General features: G+C 71.6%; 17 protein-coding genes. 10 read left to right on the top strand and 7 right to left on the bottom strand.

The features are described from left to right. Positions 1-400 precede the first annotated feature (400 nt). Positions 401-2,044, bottom strand: coding sequence for an FUSC family protein (locus ACZ4N5_RS19195; RefSeq protein ID WP_467758237.1), 1,644 nt, complete (start codon positions 2,042-2,044; stop codon positions 401-403). A gap of 232 nt (positions 2,045-2,276) precedes the next feature. Here ACZ4N5_RS19195 and ACZ4N5_RS19190 point away from each other — a divergent pair, with 232 nt between their 5' ends. The 3 genes from ACZ4N5_RS19190 (at position 2,277) to ACZ4N5_RS19180 (ending at position 4,796) form a co-directional block, all read left to right on the top strand. Next, positions 2,277-2,825, top strand: a complete 549-nt coding sequence (locus tag ACZ4N5_RS19190) for a DUF5134 domain-containing protein (protein ID WP_467758236.1) — start codon at positions 2,277-2,279, stop codon at positions 2,823-2,825. A gap of 156 nt (positions 2,826-2,981) precedes the next feature. Next, positions 2,982-3,917: a M56 family metallopeptidase gene (locus ACZ4N5_RS19185; protein ID WP_467758235.1), complete on the top strand. Its 936-nt coding sequence runs from the start codon at positions 2,982-2,984 to the stop codon at positions 3,915-3,917. A 186-nt stretch (positions 3,918-4,103) separates the two neighbouring features. Next, positions 4,104-4,796, top strand: coding sequence for an HAD family hydrolase (locus ACZ4N5_RS19180; protein ID WP_467758280.1), 693 nt, complete (start codon positions 4,104-4,106; stop codon positions 4,794-4,796). Between the two features lie 18 nt (positions 4,797-4,814). On the opposite strand, the gene ACZ4N5_RS19175 is transcribed toward ACZ4N5_RS19180, so the two are convergent. Then, positions 4,815-5,060 carry a DUF2630 family protein gene (locus tag ACZ4N5_RS19175; protein ID WP_467758234.1) on the bottom strand — a complete coding sequence of 82 codons (246 nt, stop codon included), beginning with the start codon at positions 5,058-5,060 and terminating at the stop codon, positions 4,815-4,817. A gap of 299 nt (positions 5,061-5,359) precedes the next feature. Here ACZ4N5_RS19175 and ACZ4N5_RS19170 point away from each other — a divergent pair, with 299 nt between their 5' ends. Both ACZ4N5_RS19170 and ACZ4N5_RS19165 read left to right on the top strand, forming a co-directional pair. Then, entirely contained in the window at positions 5,360-5,587 is a 228-nt protein-coding gene (locus ACZ4N5_RS19170) for a hypothetical protein (RefSeq protein ID WP_467758233.1), read from the top strand. A 178-nt stretch (positions 5,588-5,765) separates the two neighbouring features. After that, entirely contained in the window at positions 5,766-6,443 is a 678-nt protein-coding gene (locus tag ACZ4N5_RS19165) for a TetR/AcrR family transcriptional regulator (protein WP_467758232.1), read from the top strand. A gap of 55 nt (positions 6,444-6,498) precedes the next feature. Here the strand turns inward: ACZ4N5_RS19165 and ACZ4N5_RS19160 are convergent, their stop codons facing one another. Next, positions 6,499-6,969: a DUF6214 family protein gene (locus ACZ4N5_RS19160; RefSeq protein ID WP_467758279.1), complete on the bottom strand. Its 471-nt coding sequence runs from the start codon at positions 6,967-6,969 to the stop codon at positions 6,499-6,501. A gap of 210 nt (positions 6,970-7,179) precedes the next feature. On the opposite strand from ACZ4N5_RS19160, the gene ACZ4N5_RS19155 reads away from it, so the two are divergent. Then, positions 7,180-8,529: an FAD-dependent oxidoreductase gene (locus tag ACZ4N5_RS19155; protein ID WP_467758231.1), complete on the top strand. Its 1,350-nt coding sequence runs from the start codon at positions 7,180-7,182 to the stop codon at positions 8,527-8,529. A gap of 218 nt (positions 8,530-8,747) precedes the next feature. Further along, entirely contained in the window at positions 8,748-10,103 is a 1,356-nt protein-coding gene (locus tag ACZ4N5_RS19150; RefSeq protein ID WP_467758230.1) for a nucleobase:cation symporter-2 family protein, read from the top strand. A 14-nt stretch (positions 10,104-10,117) separates the two neighbouring features. On the opposite strand, the gene helR is transcribed toward ACZ4N5_RS19150, so the two are convergent. Both helR and ACZ4N5_RS19140 read right to left on the bottom strand, forming a co-directional pair. Continuing rightward, a complete protein-coding gene (gene helR / locus ACZ4N5_RS19145) occupies positions 10,118-12,289 on the bottom strand; it encodes an RNA polymerase recycling motor ATPase HelR (protein ID WP_467758229.1) in 2,172 nt (723 codons plus the stop codon). A gap of 361 nt (positions 12,290-12,650) precedes the next feature. Then, positions 12,651-13,004, bottom strand: a complete 354-nt coding sequence (locus ACZ4N5_RS19140; protein WP_467758228.1) for an ArsR/SmtB family transcription factor — start codon at positions 13,002-13,004, stop codon at positions 12,651-12,653. Positions 13,005-13,175: 171 nt separating this feature from the next. On the opposite strand from ACZ4N5_RS19140, the gene ACZ4N5_RS19135 reads away from it, so the two are divergent. Then, positions 13,176-14,255: an NADH:flavin oxidoreductase/NADH oxidase gene (locus ACZ4N5_RS19135; protein ID WP_467758227.1), complete on the top strand. Its 1,080-nt coding sequence runs from the start codon at positions 13,176-13,178 to the stop codon at positions 14,253-14,255. A gap of 217 nt (positions 14,256-14,472) precedes the next feature. Here the strand turns inward: ACZ4N5_RS19135 and ACZ4N5_RS19130 are convergent, their stop codons facing one another. Both ACZ4N5_RS19130 and ACZ4N5_RS19125 read right to left on the bottom strand, forming a co-directional pair. After that, a complete protein-coding gene (locus ACZ4N5_RS19130) occupies positions 14,473-15,132 on the bottom strand; it encodes a sigma-70 family RNA polymerase sigma factor (RefSeq protein WP_467758226.1) in 660 nt (219 codons plus the stop codon). Between the two features lie 131 nt (positions 15,133-15,263). Next, positions 15,264-16,094, bottom strand: a complete 831-nt coding sequence (locus tag ACZ4N5_RS19125) for a hypothetical protein (protein ID WP_467758225.1) — start codon at positions 16,092-16,094, stop codon at positions 15,264-15,266. A 262-nt stretch (positions 16,095-16,356) separates the two neighbouring features. On the opposite strand from ACZ4N5_RS19125, the gene ACZ4N5_RS19120 reads away from it, so the two are divergent. Continuing rightward, positions 16,357-16,680, top strand: coding sequence for a hypothetical protein (locus ACZ4N5_RS19120; RefSeq protein ID WP_467758224.1), 324 nt, complete (start codon positions 16,357-16,359; stop codon positions 16,678-16,680). Positions 16,681-17,104: 424 nt separating this feature from the next. Then, positions 17,105-18,982, top strand: coding sequence for a phosphatidylglycerol lysyltransferase domain-containing protein (locus tag ACZ4N5_RS19115; RefSeq protein ID WP_467758223.1), 1,878 nt, complete (start codon positions 17,105-17,107; stop codon positions 18,980-18,982). Positions 18,983-19,120 lie beyond the last annotated feature (138 nt).

The following is a 19,120-nucleotide window of genomic DNA, read 5'->3' as shown; positions in this document are numbered from 1 at the left end:
GTGTCGGCGGGTCCTGTGTCGGCAGGCGCTGTGTCGGCGGGCCCTGCGTGCGCAGGCGCTGTGTCGGCGGGCGCTGTGTGGGCAGGCCCTGTATCGGCGGGCGCTCTGTGGGCAGGCCCTGTGTCGCCAGGCCCCGCATCAGCAGGCGCCGTGTCGGCGGGCCCTGCGTGCGCAGGCCCTGTATCGGCGGGCGCTCTGTGGGCAGGCCCTGTGTCGCCAGGCCCCGCATCAGCAGGCGTTGCGTCGGCGGGCCCTGTGTGGGCAGGCCCTGTGTGCACAGGCCCGATATCGGCAGGCACCGTGTGGGCAGGCCCCGCGTCAGCAGGCGCCGCCCGGTCCGATGCCGGCACGCCGTCCGACATCGAGTCGCCGTCCGCCGCGCTCCGCCCGTCCGCTGTCGTCATGCCTGTGCGCCTTCCCGGCAGTGGAGTCCCTGGCGTCGTACCGTCGCCGCGAGCGTACGGTGTCCGGCCTGCTCGGCCCGCATCACCCGCTCCTCCGGCAGGGCGCGCCGCCACCATTCGCCGGCCGCGGCGTCCGCGGTGGAGCGCAGGTCCACGACGGCGGCGGACAGACCGCGGCGGGCGGACTCCAGGGCGCCGGACTCCGGATGCTCCTCGGCCAGCAGCCCGGCGGCGTGTTCCCGGGCCCGCCCCACCGCGCAGAGCGCCTCTTCGATACGGTCACCGGCCCGCCGGTTGGTCACGGCGACCGCTGCGACGAAGCCGACCATCGCGCCCACGAGGGTGTCCAGGACCCGGTCGGCGATGAGTTCCCCCGACTGCTGGGAGTGGGCGAACTCGGTGATCAGCAGGGCCATGGGGGTCACGCACACGCTGCCGAGCCAGTAGTTGCGGCCGATCAGTGCCTCGGCGCCGAAGTTCAGGGCGAGGCAGCACAGGACGAGGGCCGCCTGGCCGACGTGGGCGAGCGGCGCGAGGACGGCGAAGGCCAGTACGCCGACCAGGTTGCCGACCACACGCTGAACACCCCGGCGCCAGGTCAGGGTGACGTTGGCCTGGTAGAGGGAGGCGGCGGTGACCAGCGCCCAGTAGGGGCGGCCGACACCGAGCGCGAGCGAGACGTATCCGGCGAGGGCGCAGCCGAGCGCGGTGCGCAGGGCGATGGGGGCGAGCGGGCCGAGGCGGCCGAGCAGTGGCCGTTCCCCGAAGGCGAGCGCGGCCTCGACGCCGAGGAGTTCGTCGGCGGCGTCCCCGAGGCCGTCGGGGCGCGGGACGGGTCCGGTGCCGGCCAGCTCGCGGGCCCAGCCGCGCAGCCCCTCGGGATCCGTGTCGGCGGGCGCCGCGAGCGCGACCTCGGCCCGTACGACGAGTCGTTCGAGGGCGCGCCGGGGCGCGGAGCGGGCTCCGGTGGACAACAGCGACTGCCAGGCGGCGTGCACGGCGGCGGCCGCGGCGGCGCGGGCACGGGCGTCGTCGGGCGCCTCGACGGACACGGCCGCGGCGTTCAGGACGTACGCGGTGGCACGCCGCTCCGGGCCGTGCGGGCGTACGAGTCCGGGGGCCATGCCGACGATCCAGGCCCAGGCTCCCGCCGCCGCGCCCAGCGCGAGGTGGCCCGGCACCTCGCCGAGGCTCTGCGGTACGAACAGGGACGCCGAGGTGATGAAGGCGAGGACCACGTGTCCGGGCGGGCCGATGCGCGTGACGTCGCACAGGGTCTTCTGAGCGGCGGCCAGCAGCGCGCCGACGGTGACCAGCACGACGGCGTTCGTGGTGAGCGAGGCCGTGACGAGGGCGACGCCGAGTCCGCCGAGCATCCCGGCCACCACCCAGGCGAGGGCGCGGGCCCGGGCGGCGTACGGCCGATTGTGGGCGTAGAGCGCGCAGAGCGATCCGGCCATGGTGTACATCGCCAGGTCCAGCCGGCCGAGGGCCAGCAGCGTCAGATTCGGTGGGGCGACCGCGACGACGACGCTCAGTGCGGGCTTGAACCAGATGTCGGAGGGCCTGCCGAGGCGCAGCGCATCGGCCAGCGGAAACCGGCGTGCACGCGAGGGGCCGAGAGGGGTCGCACTGCTCATGGCCATAACCTTAGCAGGTGTTTTACTTGTAAATCATTCCTCGGACACCACTCCCACCTGCGGTGCACTCCCGCACGCTCCCCCACGTACACCCTTGCGCTCGTATGCGCTCCGGCCGCCCGGGGCATGCCCTGACCGACTGTCCGATGTCCGGCACCGCTGCCCGGCACCACCTGCCGGCATCGGGTGTCCTGCATCGCGTGTCCGACATCGTCGAGCGGGGAGGTACGCGGTGCACGGACCGGCTTCACCCGGCTGGCTGCTCGTCGCGCTGTGCGTGGCGACCGGGGGCTACTGTCTGCTGCGGATGCGCAGTCCAGTCGAGGAACAGCGCCGCACCGCGGGCGGCGAGGCGCTCATGGGGTTCGGCATGGCCGCGATGGCCGTACCGGCGGCCGTGGTGGCCGCGCCGCGCTGGGCCTGGCTCGCCTGCACGGTCGTCTTCGGCGCCACCGCACTGCGCGCGCTCTGGACGGCCCGCAGCAGCCCGCACCATCTGCACCATCTGATGGGCACCTTCGCGATGGTCTACATGGCGGCGGTGATGACCGCCTCCCCGGCCCACCACGTCCACGGCGCCACAGGCGTCCCCGTCGTCACCGGAGTGCTCCTTCTCTACTTCGCCGGCTACGTACTCCGCTCGGGCGTCCGCCTCCTGCCCCTGGCCGTCGCGTCGGGAGCGACCCCACGCACCGTCGGCTGGGGCGACCGCCCCGAACTGTCCCAGGCCTGCCGCCTGTCGATGGGAATCGCGATGCTGGCGATGCTGGTCACGCTCTGACTTCCGGGCGTCGAAGCCGCACCCCGGGACGCCCGGTCACGCTCCGAAGCCGGGGTGTCGGGAAAGGAACCTCGGGCGCGGTGCGAAACCGTGGCGTACGTCACTTGAGGTCATTGCCCGTATCCAGCGGCGAGCCCCACTCATAGGCTTCGGGCCATGATGGTCCCCGCGGCACTGTTGCTGCTCGGCGCCCTGGCCTCCGTGGTCGCTCCGCGACTGCTCGCACGGGCGGACTGGCCGGACCGGGAGCCGGTGGTCGCCCTCTGGGTGTGGCAATGCGTGGTGGCGGCTGTCCTGTTGTGCTGCGTCCTGTCGATGACACTCAGCGCGTCCGCCGCCTGGGTGGCCGTGCGTGGCCATGTCTTCGACGGCGCGCCGCCGTCGGTCGTCGACGCCTACGCGCTGAGTGCGGGAAGTCCCTGGGCCGCCACCACGGCCGTGGCACTCGCGTGCGGTGGTGCCTGGACCGCGGCGATGCTGACACGCGAGATCGTGCGGGCACGGTTGCTCCGCCGTCAGAGCCGGTCCGAACTCCTGCTGCGCGCACCGTTGTTGCCCGGCGAGGAGCCCGGAGCCGATCGGCTCGTCGTCCTGGAGGGGGAGCGCCCCGACGCCTGGTGGCTGCCCGGCGCCGCTCCCCAACTGGTCATCACCACCGCCGCGTTGCGCCGTCTCAAGGGGCGTCGGCTGGATGCCGTACTCGCCCATGAGCAGGGGCACGCGCGGGCCCGGCACGACTGGCTGTTGCACTGTTCGGCCGCGCTGGCCAACGGCTTTCCGCAGGTACCCGTGTTCGCCGCGTTCCGCGACGAGATGCACCGGCTGGTCGAACTCGCCGCCGACGACATGGCGTCGCGTCGCTTCGGCCGGCTCACGATCGCTCTCGCGCTGGTCGAACTCAACGAGGACCGGGGCGTGTTCGGACCCTGCCCGACCCCGGGCGCGCACGTCCCGCAGCGCGTCGACCGCCTGCTCACTCCCCGGGACCGGCTCACGACCGCCCGTCGGCTGCGGCTTACGGCGGCGGCCGCTCTGGTGCCGGTGGTGCCGGTCCTCGTGGCGTTCGTACCGGGGCTGCGGGCGCTGGGCTAGCCCCAGTGGTGTGGGGTCACGGCCCGTTCGTGCGCCGGGGTCTCCGCGGGGGAGGGCCGGTGCCGGGGCGCCCGCACCTGGGTGGGTCAGGGCCGTGGCGCGGGTCGGTTTCTCTGCGGAAGGAGCGGCCGGGCCGGGTCGCCTTGACCGGCGTGGGGCGCGCCGCGAAGGATCTCCCACATGACCATCAAGGGTGTGCTCTTCGACTTCTCCGGAACTCTCTTCCGCATCGAGACCGCGGAATCATGGCTGCGCGCGGTGCTCGCGGAGACCGGTCACGCGCTCCCGGAGCCGGAGTTGGCCGAGAAGGTGCGGGCCCTTGAGGCGGTGGGCGCGCTCGCGGGCGGTGCCCGGCCGGTGCTGCCGGTGCCGACGCATCTCGCCGACCTGTGGGAGGTCCGCGACCGAAGTGCCGAGCAGCACCGGGCGGCGTTCACCGGCGTCTCCCGGCAGGTGTCGCTGCCCGATCCCGGTCTGCACGACGCGCTCTACGACCGCCAGATGACGCCCGCCGCCTGGACGCCCTATCCCGACGCCGCCGAGGTGCTCGGCGCGCTGCGCGGGAGGGGCCTCGCGGTCGGCGTGGTCAGCAATATCGGCTGGGACCTGCGGCCCGTCTTCCGCGAGCACGGTCTCGACCCGTATGTCGGAACGTACGTCCTGTCGTACGAGCACGGCATCCAGAAACCGGATCCGCGGCTCTTCGCGATCGCCTGCACCGAACTCGGCGTCGCCCCGGAAGACACCCTGATGGTCGGTGACGACCGACGGGCGGACGGCGGTGCGGCGGACCTGGGCTGCGCGGTGCACTTCGTGGACCATCTGCCGGTGGCGGACCGTCCGGACGGACTGCGGCCGGTACTCGACCTGGCGGACTGACCGCCAGGACGGCGGACGTCAGCCCTGGTAGCCCTCGACCTGCGACGACGGACGTACCTGTGCGTCGTCCGGGTTCTCGCCGAACTCGGACTTCGCGCGCCGCTGGCGCAGCAGGTCCCAGCACTGGTCGAGTTCGCGCTCCAGCTGCCCGAGCCGCGCATGCTCCGTGGCACCGTCGATCTGCCCGGCCGCCAGCGCGTCGCGCAGCCGCCGCTCGTCGTCCACCATCGACGTGATCCTGGCCAAGATCTGCTCTTGCTCCATGTCCGTACGCCTCCTCGGGGTTCCAGGCCACTCTATGGAGGACACGGGACCTCTGCGAGCGATGGGAAGCGTCTGGGGTGCGCGAAGCACAGGGGCAACGCCCGAACGTCCGGTCGGCTCGCAAGTGAGCGTTCGCGTCTCCGGGATCACCATTTGCCCGGTGTCTCGACGCGGAACAGGTGGCATTTGACCCCAAACGGCCCGATGTGGTCAAGTTTTGGCCAATAAAGGCCAAATACCCCGCAATACGGGATCCATGGCTACGTTGGCGCCCCCGTCATACACTCCCGAGGTCCGCAATGAAGACAGCGCTCTGGATCCTCCTCGCCAGCCTCCTCACCTGTGTCACCGCCACCGCTCTCCACAACACGGCTCGCAGCGACGACAGGGAAACCCTCGTCGGCAACGTGCTGCTGAGCTTGTCCGTCGGCTGGTACATGGTCACGAGTTGGCGGCGCGCCTACCTCGCGAAGCACCGGCGCCCACCTCGGAACGACGTGGGCGTGACGCGGAACGCCGGTCCATGAACCCGTGGACGGCCGCCGATCGATCGACACTCCCCCGGCGCCGGCTGCCGCGCGTCCGACCTGAGGCGATCCCCCGCGTCGCCCCAGGTCGGCGCAGCCCGGAACCGACCCGCGAAGGGTCAGGCCCGGACGCGTTGAGTATAGTTGGCTGACAGCCAGTCAACGCAGGAGTTACAGCATGTCCCCGCGAAGCGCCTCGGTCAATGAAGAGTTGCGGCGGCGTTCCCGGGAACGGTTGTTGCAGGCCGCGGTGGAGCTGGTGAGCGAGCGCGGTTACGACGCCACGACGCTCGGGGACATCGCGGATCGCGCGGGATCGGCGCGCGGACTGGTGTCGTACTACTTCCCCGGCAAACGGCAGCTCCTGCAGTCCGCGGTGCACCGGCTGATGCACCGCACGCTGGAGGAAGCACTCGAACGCGAGCCGCGCAGCGAGGACGGCAGGGAGCGGATGGCGCGGGCCGTCGACGCGATCCTGGGTCTGACACAGGATCAGCCGGTGCTGATGCGCCAGCACATGGCCGGGCTGCTCCAGGCCGAAGGATTCGTCCAGTGTCCTGAGCAGGTGCGTCTCTCGGAGCTGCTCGGGGACACCGTCGCACGGTACGGATCGCAGCAGGTCGCGGCCGACTACCCGATGCTGCGCGCCCTGCTCATGGGCGCGGTGTACGCGGCGCTGGTGCCGGGGGTGCCGATGAAGGTCCCGGTGTTGCGGGCCGAACTGTTCAAGCGCTACCGGCTGGACTGGGAGATGGGGGTACCCCCGGACACCGAGGCGTCGGATGGCCCCCGCGAGACGGATCTGTCCCGCTTCTTCGCGACCGGCCCGGAGCCGGAGGACGGTCGGTCCAAATAGTCTGCTGCGTCCGGACGTTGAGCTCGCGCAACGGGGCACGAGCACTCCGCCGGGGTCAACGGCGGGCGTGACGCGGCGTCAGGAACCCGGCGTCGCGCGCCCCGGCGATCAGCCGCAGGGACTTGCGGCGACTGTGGCCGGTGGCGCCCATGACGGCGAGCACCGGATCCACGCCCTCCTCCTGCGCCGCCCGGTACTCCTCCGCGACCAGCAGACGGCCCTCGACACCGCGCGGCCAGGCGGGCCGGGCACGCCGCGCCTGACCTTCCCGTTCCTGGGCGTGGCCGGTGCCGAGGCGGCTCCCGCACGCCTCGAACAGCGGTTCCTCGATCCACTCGGCGACCACCGCGAGGTCGTCCAGCGAGAGGGGCGGCTCGGCCCGTACGTCCTCGATCGACAGAGCCGCCTCCGACAGCACGGCGAGCAGGTCGACCCGGGCGCCGTCCGCAAAAGCGAGCCGGACGTCGAACCAGGACGTGATCGCCGCCCCGGACTCCCGCACTTCCCAGGCGGGCCGCACGGACACGTCGCCGTCCGCGCGGCAGCGGTCGGCCAGATTAAGAAACGATGCGTCTAGCACATGCGGAACGTAACCGCATCATCACATTCCATACGAACGGACACGCGCGCACTCAACACGCACCGCACCCTGTCAGCGGAGCACCACTGGTGCGATCCTGGAAGCACCAGTGTCCTGTCAGCGATCTCCCTGATCCCTCGGGTAAGGAGTTCCGCAGTGCTGCGTGTCGCCGTCGTCGGCTCGGGGCCCAGTGGGGTCTACAGCGCACAGGGTCTTGTCCAGCGGAGCGGGCCGCCCGATGTCCGGGTCGACGTCCTGGACCGGTTGCCCTGCCCGTACGGCCTGGTGCGCTATGGCGTGGCACCCGACCACGAGAAGATCAAGTCGCTCCAGAACAATCTGCGGACCGTCCTGGAGGACGAGCGGGTGCGCTTCCTCGGCGGCGTCCAGGTCGGACCGGGCGGCGTGCCGGTGGCACGGCTGCGGGAGCTGTACCACGCGGTCGTGTACTGCGTCGGCGCCGCCACCGACCGGCATCTCGGTGTGCCCGGCGAGGACCTGCCCGGGAGCTGGTCGGCGACCGAGTTCGTGTCCTGGTACAGCGCGCACCCCGACTCCGTGGCCGACGGGTTCGTGGCCGGCGCACGCTCGGCCGTGGTCATCGGCGTCGGGAACGTCGCCGTCGACGTGACCCGGATCCTGGCCCGCGGCGCGCCCGAGCTGAGCCCCACCGACATGCCGCAGGGGGCGCTCAGCGCGCTGGCCGCGAGCGAGGTCGCCGAGATCAGCATGGTCGGACGGCGCGGACCCTCACAGGCCCGCTTCACCACCAAGGAGTTGCGCGAGCTGGGCGCCCTGCCGGGGGCCGAGATCAGTGTGGACGAGGCGGAGTTGGCGCTCGATCCGGCCTACCTCGATCCGTCGGGGTTGCCCGCCGCGCAGCGCCGCAACGTGGAGGTCCTGCGGGGCTGGGCGGCGGCCGCGCCACTGGGCCGACCGCGTCTCATCCGCCCGCGCTTCTTCCTTCGCCCCGTCGAACTCCTCGCCGACGGCGGGCGGGTGGGCGCGGTCCGTTTCGAGCGAACGGTGCCTGACGGAGCGCGCGGGGTGACGGGAACCGGTCGATTCGAGGAGATCGAGGCCCAGTTGGTGCTGCGTTCGGTGGGCTATCGCGGAGTGCCGCTGGACGGCCTGCCGTTCGACCCCGACCGTGCCACGGTGCCGCAGCGGGCGGGACGGGTCCTGCGGGACGGCGTGGTCGCGCCGGGCGAGTACGTGGCCGGGTGGATCAAGCGCGGCCCGACCGGAGTCATCGGGACCAACCGCCCGTGCGCCAAGGAGACGGTGACCTCCCTGCTGGAGGACGCCCCCGCGCTCGCACGACGAGAGATCGCCGAGGATCCGCTGACGGCGCTGCGGGCCGAGGGAGTACGACCCGTCGAATGGGCCGGGTGGCAGGCGATCGAGCGGGCCGAGGCGGAGCTCGGAGCCAGGCTGGGCCGCGGTGTGGTCAAGCTGCCCGACTGGGACGCGCTGTGGACGGCGGCACGGACGGCCAGGTCCTAGCGAGGCCGGTTGCCGGGAGGTGACGCGGTCCCGGCGAGGCCGGTTGCCGGGAGGTGGCGCGGGGGCGGGGCGGAGTCCGCGACGGTTCCGTGGGCATGACACATATCGGCAACAGGCCGGACATCAACAAACTGTTCAAGCCGCCTACGGTCTCGTGCTGTCCGGGCGTGCTCGTGTCGTGCGGACCTTCCCCTCACCCCGCAACTTCTGGAGTGCCCATGGCAAGCATCGCTCCCGTGCATCCCGTCGACGAGGTTCCACCCGTCCGCCACCTGGCCGCCTTCGGTCTCCAGCACGTCCTCGCGATGTACGCGGGCGCGGTGGCGGTTCCGCTGATCGTGGGCGGCGCGATGAGGCTGTCGCCCGCCGACCTGGCGTACCTGATCACCGCGGATCTGCTGGTGTGCGGGATCGCGACGCTGATCCAGTGTGTCGGCTTCTGGCGCTTCGGGGTACGGCTGCCGATCATGCAGGGGTGCACTTTCGCCGCCGTCTCCCCCATGGTGCTCATCGGCACGACGGGCGGCGGACTGCCCGCGATCTACGGGTCGGTGATCGTCGCGGGTCTCGCGATCGTCCTGCTCGCCCCGGTCTTCGGAAGGCTGTTGCGCTTCTTCCCGCCGCTGGTCACGGGCACGGTCATCCTGATCATCGGTGTCTCGCTGCTGCCGGTGGCGGGCAACTGGGCCGCGGGAGGCGTCGGTTCCAAGGACTTCGGGGAGCCGAAGAACCTGGCGCTCGCCGGCTTCGTCCTGGCCGTGGTGCTGGGCGTACAGCGGTTCGCACCGGCCTTCCTCGGGCGCATCGCGGTCCTCATCGGCATCGCCGTGGGTCTGGCGGTCGCGGTTCCGTTCGGGTTCACGGACTTCGGCGGGGTCGGGGACGCCGACTGGGTCGGGATCAGCACGCCTTTCCACTTCGGTGCGCCGTCGTTCCACGCCTCCGCGATCGTCTCGATGCTGGTGGTCGCCCTGGTGACGATGACCGAGACCACGGGTGACTTCATCGCGGTCGGCGAGATGACCGGTCGGCCGATCGAGCCCCGGACCCTCGCGGACGGTCTGCGCGCCGACGGTCTGTCCACGGTCCTCGGCGGTGTCTTCAACACCTTCCCGTACACGGCGTTCGCGCAGAACGTGGGCCTCGTCGGCATGACCAGGGTGCGCAGCCGCTGGGTGGTCGCCGCCGCCGGCGGCATTCTCGTCGTGCTCGGTCTGCTGCCGAAGCTGGGCGCCGTCGTCGCGGCGATACCCGCGCCCGTGCTCGGCGGCGCGGGGCTGGTGATGTTCGGAACCGTCGCCGCGAGCGGTGTGCGCACCCTCGCCGGCGTGGACTTCAACGGCAACAACAACCTGACGGTGGTGGCCGTTTCGATCGCGATCGGCATGCTGCCGGTCGGAGTGCCGACGGTCTACGAGAAGTTCCCGGACTGGTTCCAGACGGTGATGAACAGCGGGATCAGCGCCGGGTGCCTGACGGCGATCGTGCTGAATCTGCTCTTCAACCACCTTCCCGGCAGGGCGAGTTCGGCGGAGGCCGGCACTGAACCCGAGGCCGCCCCGGCCGGGGCCTAGGGCGGCTGCCGGGGTCAGGAGCTCGTGAGGACGACGAGTTGCTGGGTCGCCCGGGTCATCGCGACATAGCGGTCGACCGCGCCTTCCACGCCCTCTCCGAAGTCCTCCGGGTCGACGAGGACGACCAGGTCGAACTCGAGCCCCTTCGACAACTCCGGTGTCAGCGACCGGACGCGGGACGTCGTCCGGAACGTGGGATCGCCGATGACGCAGGCGATCCCCTCGGCATGCGTGAGGAGCCAGGTGTCGAGGACCGACTCCAGATCCGCGACGGAACCGTGGACGACGGGAACGCCGGCACTGCGGACGGAGGTCGGCACGTTGGCGTCCGGGAGTGCGGCCCGGATGACCGACTCGGCCGCCGCCATCACCTCTTCGGGTGTCCGGTAGTTGATGGTCAGGGAGGCCACGTCGATCCGGTCGAGCCCGATCCGCCCGAGCCGTTCCTGCCAGGACTCCGCGAAACCGTGTCTGGCCTGGGCGCGGTCCCCGACGATGGTGAAGCTCCGGGACGGGCAGCGCAGCAGCAGCATCTGCCACTCCGCGTCGGTCAGTTCCTGGGCCTCGTCCACGACAATGTGCGCGAACGGACCGGCGAGCAGGTCCGGTTCGACGGTGGGCAGTTCGGACTCGTCGACCAGACTGACCTTGGCGTCCTCGCCTCGCAGCATCGTCACCAGGCCTTCGCCGTCGTCGCCGTCGGCGCCGGAGGAGGCCGCGGCCTCGATCAGGTTGCCGACGACCTGCGCCATGCTCTCGCGCTGGGCGGCGAGAACGGCCTCGTGCCGGCGCTTGCGCCGGGCCGTCTCCGGGTCGCCGAGCCGCTGCCGCGCAGCGTCCAGGAGCGGCAGGTCGGAGACCGTCCAGGCCTGGGGGTCGCTGCTGCGCTGCAACTTCCGTACGTCGTCGGGGCCGAGCCAGGGAGCGCACATCCGCAGGTAGGCGGGAACCGACCACAGGTCTCCGACGAGGTCGGCCGCTTCGAGCAGTGGCCATGCGCGGTCAAGGGTCCCGGTCAGTTCCTCGTCGTGCAGCATCGCGCGCCGGAACAGGTCGGGCGGGACGTCGTCGTCGTGCCTGTCCAGCAGGATCGTGAGCAGTTCCTCCCAGATCAGGTCCCGCGCCTCGTTGTGCGGCGTACCGGGGCCCGCCGCCTCGAACGCCTCGGCCCAGTCGTCGGCGCTCAGCCGGACCTCGGCCCAGGGGGTCGTCACGGTCATCGCCTGGGCGGGCGGCTCCTCGTAGAACCTGACGGCCTTCTCGATCGCGTGCACCATGTCCGCGGACGACTTCAGGCGGGCCGCCTCCGGGTCGGGCTCGATCGCCGCTCCGGGTCCCTCGGCGACGAGGTCCCGCAGGGTGCAGGTCTGTACGCCCTCCTCGCCGAGGCTGGGCAGGACGTCGGCGACGTAGGCCAGATAGGGCTGGTGCGGACCGACGAAGAGCACGCCGCCCCGTCGGTGGCCGAGGCGGGGGTCGGAGTGGAGGAGGTAGGCGGAGCGGTGCAGGGCGACGACCGTCTTGCCCGTACCCGGACCGCCGTCGACGACGAGAGCGCCGCGGGATCCCGCCCGGATGATGGCGTCCTGGTCGGACTGGATGGTGGCGAGCACGTCCCGCATCCGGGCCGACCGGTCGCTTCCCAGGCTGGCGATGAAGGCGGACTGGTCGTCGAGCGCCGCGTGCCGTTCCAGCCCGTCGGCGGTGAACACCTCGTCCCAGTAGTCGCTGATGCGGCCACGGGTCCAGCGATACCTGCGGCGGCTCGCCAGACCCATCGGGTTGGCGTGGGTCGCGGCGAAGAACGGCTCGGCCGCGGGAGAGCGCCAGTCGGTGAGCAGCCTGCGGCCTTCGCTGTCGGTGAGGCCGAGGCGCCCGATGTACAGGGGCTCGGAGTTGTCCGCGCCGACGACGTGTCCGAGGCACAGGTCAAGTCCGAAGCGGCGCAGGGCGCGCAGCCGACCGGTCAGCCGGTGGATCTCGATGTCCCGTTCCATCGCCTCGCGGCCGATGCCGCCGGGCGCCCTGCGCTCGGCGTCGAGACGGTCGGACAGTTCGCCGATCGCCTGCTCGAGGCTCTCCGCGATGGCCGCGAAGTGCCGCTCGTCGGCGGCGATCAGCGCCGCGTCGGCCTTGGGGGAAAGGTGGTCGGGAAGACGGAACGCACTGATGGTCAAGGGGTTCATGTCACCGGCTCCGATCCGGGGTCGCGCCCGCGAATGCCGGTTGCGCGCCCACCCGCAGCTCGCCGCCGGGTACCCGCGAACTCAGCGCGGTCCCCACCTCAGTTACGCCGTCGCCGCACGCCCCATTGATCGGCACAAGCACACGCACTTCGTGAATCTCCCATTTCCGCAGGTTCTGGCCTCGGCCAGTGATTCTGCGGCACGACCGGGGCCTTGCCGCAAGCCCCCCAGTGCGCTATAAGTTGAAAGCGGCAAGGGGTGGGTATTCCCCTTTGCCCACTCCCCCGCACCTCTGCCGCCCGCCATCGACGGGCAGGACCCTCGCCTGTCGTGACCTGTCACGGTCGACCTGCGTGGCCCGTCACGGCACCAGGCGCCCGGCCTGTCGGGTGGCGGCCTCCAGGACACGATCGAGGAGGCCGGGGAACAGTGCGTCGAGGTCGTCGGTGCGCAGTCCGTTCAGCTTCGCCGTGCCGCGGTAGACCTGGCGGATGACCCCGCTCTCACGGAGCACCCGGAAGTGGTGCGTGGTCGTGGACTTGGTGACCGGCAGAACGAAGTCCGAGCAGGAGAGTTCACGCCCGTCGGCGGCGAGCTCCCGCACGATCTGGAGCCGCATCGGATCGGACAGCGCGTGCAGCACCGACTCCAGCCGGATCTCCTCGCGCGGGGGGTGCGGCAGATCACGGCCGCCGGCGGCGGTGGCGGTCGTCATGGCGGCTCCACTTCGTCCGGGGACCCTGACCTTCGTCCGGGTACCTTCGACATCGTCCGGGGCTTCACCCGACATCGTCATTGTACGAGACCTGTCGTAGTTTGACACTCGCCATACTACGATGCTTATCGTACGAGGCGTACACCGGTCCCGCGACGAATGGAGTCGGCCGTGAGCGCGCTCTTCGAGCCCTACGTCCTGCGCGAAGTCACCATCCCCAACCGGGTGTGGATGCCCCCGATGTGCCAGTACTCGGCCGCGCCCGACGGACCCTCGGCCGGCGCCCCGCACGACTGGCACTTCGCCCACTACGCGGCCCGCGCCACCGGCGGAACGGGACTGGTCATCGTCGAGGCGACCGCCGTCTCGCCCGAGGGCCGGATCTCCCCGTACGACCTGGGCATCTGGAACGACACCCAGGTCGAGGCGTTCCGCCGCATCACGCGCTTCCTCACGGCACAGGGCACGGTGCCGGCCGTCCAGCTCGGGCACGGTGGACGCAAGTCCTCGACCGACCGCCCCTGGAAGGGCGGCGCGCCCGTCGGCCCGGACACGTACGGCTGGCAGGCGCTCGCCCCGAGCGCGGTCCCGTTCGCCGAGGGACACCCGGTTCCCGACGAGCTGACGGTCGCCGGCATCCAGGAGATCGTGGGCCGGTTCGCGGACGCGGCCCGCCGCGCCCTGGCCGCCGGTTTCGAGATCGTCGAGATCCACGGCGCCCACGGCTACCTCATCAACGAGTTCCTCTCCCCGCACTCCAACCACCGCACCGACGCGTACGGCGGCTCGTACGAGAACCGCACCCGGTTCGCCCTCGAAGTCGTCGACGCCGTACGGGAGATCTGGCCGGACGACAAGCCGCTCTTCTTCCGCATCTCGGCCACCGACTGGCTGGAGGACGCGGGCTGGAGCACGGACGACACCGTCCGCTTCGCCACCGAACTGCACGAGCACGGCGTGGACCTGCTCGATGTCTCCACGGGCGGGAACGCCTCGGGCGTACGCATTCCCGTCGGACCGGGCTATCAAGTCCCGTTCGCCGCACGGGTGAAGAGGGAGACCTCGCTGGCCGTCGCCGCCGTCGGTCTCATCACCGACGCCGAGCAGGCCGAGAAGATCATCGCCAACGGGGAGGCCGACGCGGTGCTGCTGGGCCGCGAGTTGCTGCGCAACCCGTCCTTCGCCCGGCTCGCGGCGCGCGAACTCGGGGCCGAGGTACACATTCCGGAGCAGTACCACCGGTCGGTGTAGGCATCGGACCGCCGGGGTGCCGAACTGGGGCCTGGTACCGGGTCGTTGAAGCGGATCCTCGTCACCCGTACCCGGGTTCGTAGCGCATCCCCTTCGAACCCCCTTCGCCCCGCTTCACATTCTTTCGAGCGTCCTTCGAACTTCCTTCGAGCTCCCGCCTGTCGGGATGCCGTGCGGGCCGGGGCCGACCGGAAGCGGTGGACCCCGACCCGCGCGGTCACGCGGCGGTCGGCACGGCCCGCACGGCCGTCACCTCGGCCTCCGCTTCGGCGAGCAGCGCGATCAGGGTCGCGCGGGCCCGCGCCACGCGGGAGCGGACCGTTCCGACGGGGCAGTCGCTGACCAGGGCGACCTCCGCGTAGGGCAGGCCCATCATCTGGGTCAGGACGAAGGCCTCGCGCCGCTCGCCGGGGAGCGCGGCCAGCAGGTCGAGCAGGGCGATGCCGTCGTCGAAGCCGGGCACACCGCGCGGCTGTGCGCGTTCCACCGCGGTCTGCCAGTCCGCGGTGTCATTCGACCGTGGCCGGGCAGCGGCGTGCCGCAGGCTGTCGATCACCGCGCGGCGGGCGATGGCCAGGAGCCAGGCCCGCGCCGAGGAGCGCCCCTCGAACCGGTGCAGACTGCCGAGCGCCCGCAGGAACGTCTCCTGGGCGAGGTCGTCGGCGGCCTGCGGATCGGCGGACAGGTGGGCGACATAGCGCACGACATCGCGGTGCAGCGCCCGGACGAACTGCTCGACGGCGGCCGGGTCACCGGCGCGGGCGGCCAGTGCCCAGGCGGTTGTCGATTCGTCGACCGAGACCGTTCGGTCGTCGTTGTCGCCGTTGTTCCGCTTCTCGCATCCGTGGCGTGAAACAGGCGGGGCAGGAGTGATCACCAGGTGTCCTTCTCGGGTCATCCGTGATCCGGACCGGCGCGAGGGCGCACGGGGTCCGGTGGTGGGGGTACGGCCGTACGGGAGGCACGGCCGATGCCCGAAGGCGGAAGCGCTTCGGGGAACCGGCTGTCTCAGGCGACAGCGGTCCCGACGGGCGGACCCCGGGAAGCGATCGGGTGAACGAGAAGGAGGCGGCGCGGGGCTCGGTCCGAGAAGCCTCGACGCACCCGGACCCTCGGCCGGTGCGGCGGCGTCGGCAGGGCGAGCAACAGCCGCAGCGGGGCGGCCAGTCGGCCGGCCAGCGCCCGCAGTGTGCGGAAAACGGCCCGCTCGCCGTACGCGAGCCAGAGGCCGCACAGCAGCGCCGCGAGCACATGGGCGGCGAGCATGCCGAACGAGGAAGGCGAACCCGCCTCGTGTCCCCCGGTGAACAGATGTGCCAGGGCACTGGAACCGATATGCCCCACACCCATGGCGTGCATACCCATGGCGCCCATCGAGTCCATGTTCGTGGAGCTCATGCCCGGGGAGCCCATGTCCAGGGAAGCCGTGTGGGCAGAGCCCATGTGCAGGAAGCCCAGGGCGTACCCGTACGTCACGCAGCCCATCGGCATGCCGCCCATGCCATCCATGCCGTCCATGCCGTCCATGCCGCCGGGCTGCCCCGGTCCGGAACCCGGGCCCATGCCGGCATCCGTGGTGGGCGTGAGCGTCTGCGCGATCGAGAACGCCGTATGGAGCACGCCCTGGGCCAGCACCACGACGGACACGACGAGCGGAAGTCCGCGTTCACGGCCGGCCAGGCACCAGCCGGCTCCGGCCGTGCCCGCCCCGGCGACGGCCAACGCCCACCAGGCCACCGGAGAGCCGGACATCATCACGTGGCCGAGGGCGGCGAGCACCACACAGACGGCCGCGAACATCGCGGCTCGCAGCGTGCGATTGCACCACCCAGCAGTCATCAGGGCCCACATCCTCGCATCCGAGGTCCCGGCGTCATGGGTGGTGGGTACGGAATTCGACCGGATGTCCGGTCGGCGCCGCACCCGCGATCCGGATCATGGCGAGCCCGGACTTCCCGGCCCCGCATGGCAGGCATCGCCCGGGGTACCCGGCGGAACGCAAGCAGAACACGGGTGGAACACGGGTGGAGCACGGCCAGGACAGGGTGACCCTACGTGCTGTAGGGTCCCGGCGGTGAGCGTCTCATGTCAGGGGGAACCTGTGAAGGAACGTGACGCCGGGCGCACGGCACGCGGACCGGCGTCCGTGCTGGCACTGCTCGTGCCGAGCCTCGGGATCGCCGCGCTGGGCGTCTACCACCTGTGCGGGTTCGACCTGCACGCCCTGCACGGGCGCCCGCACCTCGGCGACGCGGTGACCATGGCCGGGGTGATCGCGGCCCTGGTAATGGCCGGCGCCGCATTGGGCGACCTCCTGTGGATGGCGACCACACGCGACCGCCCGCTCGGTGACAGCGGGGAGCCGTGCCCGGGCAGACGTTTCGGGAACTCGGGTCGCGACCGGGGAGCCTCGGGCCGCCGTTGAGGAATCCGGGGCGGCCGCCGTTGAGAAATCCGGCTCACCCCTGACAGAATCCGGCTCGGCCGTCGCGAGGGCCGAGCCGCGGCCGGTCGGCGCGGTTCCGCGTCCACGGCCGGGCTCCGCATCCCCGACAGCGCGAAGCCCACACTCCCTGGCGGACGATGTGGACCGGCGGGCGGACGTGACGAGGACAGGCGGACCAGCAGGTGGGAGTGGCGCGGAGCGGCGGACCAGCAGGTAGGGGTGACGCGGACCGACGGACCAGCAGGCAGGGGTGACACGGAGCCGCGGACCGTATTCTCAACACCTCCTTACCTCTTCACGCCGACTCTGCCTGGCCATAACCTGACTCTTCCCTACAAGATGTAGTGTTCCGGCCTCTGTCCCCACCGGTTTTTCCCGGCTCTCCCCAAGGTGATGCTCCACGGTGTCCGTACAACAGTCAGCGCTCATCCCGGAACAACGGAACGCGAGCTCGCGCCGGGGGGCTCGGGCCGGACGAGCAGGCGCCGGAATCCGGCCACGAGCTGCCGCGCTCACCGTCTGGTATCTGCGACTGCTCGCCATCCTCAACATCGTCGCGGTGATCTCGCTGCCGTTCCGCGAAGAGGTGCACGAGCACAACGGGGGCGAGTTCTTCACCCCGTATCTGGCCACCGCCGGGCTGATCTCGGCGGCGCTGGCCCTGTTTCTCGCGTTGGTCATGCGGCGCCGCAAACGAGCCGCGTGGATCTTCAACCTGTTGCTGGCCGGGCCGCTCCTCGCGCTCTACACCGTGGCGCTGACCCAGGACCGCTACCAACGGCACGTCTTCAACTGGGTCTCGGCCCTGCTCACCGCTGCCTTCGTCGTCGCCCTCCTGCTGGGGCGCAAGGAGTTCCACGCCGTCGGGGACCGCTCGAATCCCCGGCTCGCGCTCGCCGTCGGCGCGGGCGGCCTCCTCGTCAGCGCCACCCTCGGCACCCTGCTCGTCAGCGCCACCAACCGCGTGTCGGGAACGCCGCTGAGCGACCGGATCGCGTACACCCTGCTGCGTGGAATCAGTGTCGGTCCGCTCGCCGACCGCTTCGACAGCGTCGTCGCGCCCCGCTGGGTCGACATCCTGGTCAACGCCCTCGTGGCCGCCACCTTCCTGCTGGTGCTCTACGCGTGCTTCCGCTCCCCGCGCGGCCTCGAACTCCTCGGCGAGGAGGACGAGACGCGGCTGCGAGCCCTGCTCGCACGGCACGGGGAACGCGACTCGCTCGGCTACTTCGCCCTGCGCCGCGACAAGGCGGTCATCTGGTCCCCGAGCGGCAAGGCGGCGATCGCGTACGGCGTCGGCGGCGGGGTGACCCTTGCCTCCGGCGACCCGATCGGCGACCCGGAGGCCTGGCCCGGCGCGATCGAGGCCTGGCTGCGGGAGGCACGGCGCCACGCGTGGACGCCCGCGGTGATGGGCGCGAGCGAGGAGGCCGGGACGGTCTACGCCCGGCACGGCCTGGACGCCCTGGAGCTCGGCGACGAAGCCATCGTGGACCGGTCCGACTTCACCCTGGAGGGACGCGCCATGCGGGGCGTCCGGCAGGCCCACAAGCGCGTCCGGCGCGCCGGTTACACCGTCCGCGTACGACGGCACGAGGACATCCCCGACGCCGAGATGGCCGCCCTGACCGACAAGGCGGACGAGTGGCGCGACGGTGAGACCGAACGTGGTTTCTCCATGGCGCTCGGCCGGCTGGGAGACCCGGCCGACGGCCGGTGCGTGATGCTGGAGTGCCATGACAGCGAAGGGGAACCCCGGGCCGTACTGAGCTTCGTGCCGTGGGGTGAGCGGGGGCTGTCACTGGACCTGATGCGCCGCGACCGGAACTCCGAGAACGGGCTCATGGAGTTCATGGTGATCGAGCTGCTGCTGCGTGCCGAGGAGTTCGGCGTCGAGCGGGTGTCCCTGAACTTCGCGATGTTCCGGTCGGTCTTCGAACGCGGTACCCGGCTGGGCGCCGGGCCCGTGCTGCGCCTGTGGTGCTCGGTGCTGACGTTCCTCTCGCGCTGGTGGCAGCTCGAATCCCTCTATCGGGCCAACGCCAAGTACCGGCCGGTCTGGGAGCCTCGCTACCTCCTCTTCGAGAAGAGCGCCGACCTTCCCCGTATCGGCATCGCCGCGGCCCGCGCGGAGGGCTTCCTCGCTCCGCCGGCCCTGCCCCGGTTCGCCTCCCGGCGCCCGGCGCACCCGGCTCCGCGACCCCCCGTACCGCCGCTCCCGGCGCCCGGGGCGCCCGCGGCGCAGCCTGTTCACCCGGCGTCGTCCGCGCCGCGCCCTTAGGGACGGCGACACACCCAGCAGTCACAGCCCCGTGGGCACGCACGCCGGGCACCCGGGAGGGTGTCCGGCGGCGCTGTGTCACGGCTCTTCCCTCCCCCGCCCGGCCCGCCTCGACGGCGTCGCTCCGGCCAACCGTCG

This window comes from Streptomyces sp. NPDC026500 (assembly GCF_055567635.1).
Note: the sequence above shows the minus strand (reverse complement) of the source record. Positions and strands in the feature narration are given on the sequence as shown.

What these genes read in the sequence shown, in the direction of transcription:
- ACZ4N5_RS19195 (WP_467758237.1), bottom strand. Translation starts at nt 2,044, where the DNA reads ATGAGCAGTGCGACCCCTCTCGGCCCCTCGCGTGCACGCCGGTTTCCG.
- ACZ4N5_RS19185 (WP_467758235.1), top strand. Translation starts at nt 2,982, where the DNA reads ATGATGGTCCCCGCGGCACTGTTGCTGCTCGGCGCCCTGGCCTCCGTG.
- ACZ4N5_RS19175 (WP_467758234.1), bottom strand. Translation starts at nt 5,060, where the DNA reads ATGGAGCAAGAGCAGATCTTGGCCAGGATCACGTCGATGGTGGACGAC.
- ACZ4N5_RS19170 (WP_467758233.1), top strand. Translation starts at nt 5,360, where the DNA reads ATGAAGACAGCGCTCTGGATCCTCCTCGCCAGCCTCCTCACCTGTGTC.
- ACZ4N5_RS19165 (WP_467758232.1), top strand. Translation starts at nt 5,766, where the DNA reads ATGTCCCCGCGAAGCGCCTCGGTCAATGAAGAGTTGCGGCGGCGTTCC.
- ACZ4N5_RS19150 (WP_467758230.1), top strand. Translation starts at nt 8,748, where the DNA reads ATGGCAAGCATCGCTCCCGTGCATCCCGTCGACGAGGTTCCACCCGTC.
- helR (WP_467758229.1), bottom strand. Translation starts at nt 12,289, where the DNA reads ATGAACCCCTTGACCATCAGTGCGTTCCGTCTTCCCGACCACCTTTCC.
- ACZ4N5_RS19140 (WP_467758228.1), bottom strand. Translation starts at nt 13,004, where the DNA reads ATGACGACCGCCACCGCCGCCGGCGGCCGTGATCTGCCGCACCCCCCG.
- ACZ4N5_RS19125 (WP_467758225.1), bottom strand. Translation starts at nt 16,094, where the DNA reads ATGACTGCTGGGTGGTGCAATCGCACGCTGCGAGCCGCGATGTTCGCG.